At 63.5% G+C, this 564-nt stretch carries 1 protein-coding gene; it reads right to left on the reverse strand.

Translation table 11 applies throughout. From position 1 onward, the window contains the following. A partial coding sequence (locus RCCGE510_RS32815; protein WP_007638113.1) for a beta-ketoacyl synthase N-terminal-like domain-containing protein occupies nt 1-564 on the reverse strand: 564 nt, incomplete at both ends.

Raw genomic sequence — 564 nt, forward strand, 5'->3', positions numbered from 1 at the left:
AGGGAATGATCTCGTCGGCAAAACGTCCTGCCTTCTGTGCGGCCTCGGCCTTGTTCTGCGAGGCGAGGGCAAACGCGTCCTGCTCCTCGCGGCTGAGCTGCCACTGGCGGGCGACGTTCTCGGCGGTAATGCCCATATGATAACCGTAGAAGGCGTCGGTCAGGCCGTCCTTGATCATCGTGTCGATCATCTTGAAGTCGCCCATCTTCACGCCGCCGCGAAGATGGCCGCAATGCGGCGCCATCGACATGGATTCCATGCCGCCGGCAACGATAATGTCGGCATCTCCAGATGCGATCTGCTGCATGCCAAGTGCGACGGCACGAAGGCCCGAGCCACAGAGCTGGTTCATGCCCCAGGCGGTCTTTTCCTGTGGGACACCTGCCTTCATCGCCGCCTGACGCGCCGGGTTCTGGCCCTCGCCGGCTTGCAGAACCTGGCCGAGGATCACCTCGTCGACCTCAGCGGCTTCGACGCCTGCGCGCTCGAGCACGCCCTTGATGACGGCGGCGCCAAGTTCATGCGCCGGCGTATTGCCGAACGCTCCGTTGAAGGATCCAACCG

Source organism: Rhizobium sp. CCGE 510, from assembly GCF_000292525.1.
GTDB lineage: Bacteria > Pseudomonadota > Alphaproteobacteria > Rhizobiales > Rhizobiaceae > Rhizobium.